Raw genomic sequence first — 249 nt, forward strand, 5'->3', positions numbered from 1 at the left:
GATTGCTCCACTTTCAAAACTCCAGTAACCACTATAAATGTCATGTTTATTTTCATGTGCATCGTACCATGCTTCTTCTATATGTCCCTTATACCAATACTCCTTTATATATTTCTCTAAATTTTTTATAGAATTCTCTTGTGAAATTTTATTACTTTCAATTACTTCTTTTAATTTGAAATATGGATATTTTACATAAAACTCACTTTGCTCATCAAAATCTGATGGCTCACTATTTCTAAAAGCAAT

1 protein-coding gene is annotated in these 249 nt (G+C 28.1%); it reads right to left on the bottom strand.

Going from position 1 to position 249, the window contains the following annotated elements; genetic code table 11:
- On the bottom strand, window positions 1-249 hold a 249-nt coding region (locus KVT11_RS20315; protein WP_217609192.1), incomplete at both ends, for a PoNe immunity protein domain-containing protein.

This window comes from Bacillus sp. GbtcB10, assembly GCF_019091365.1.
GTDB lineage: Bacteria > Bacillota > Bacilli > Bacillales > Bacillaceae > Bacillus > Bacillus altitudinis.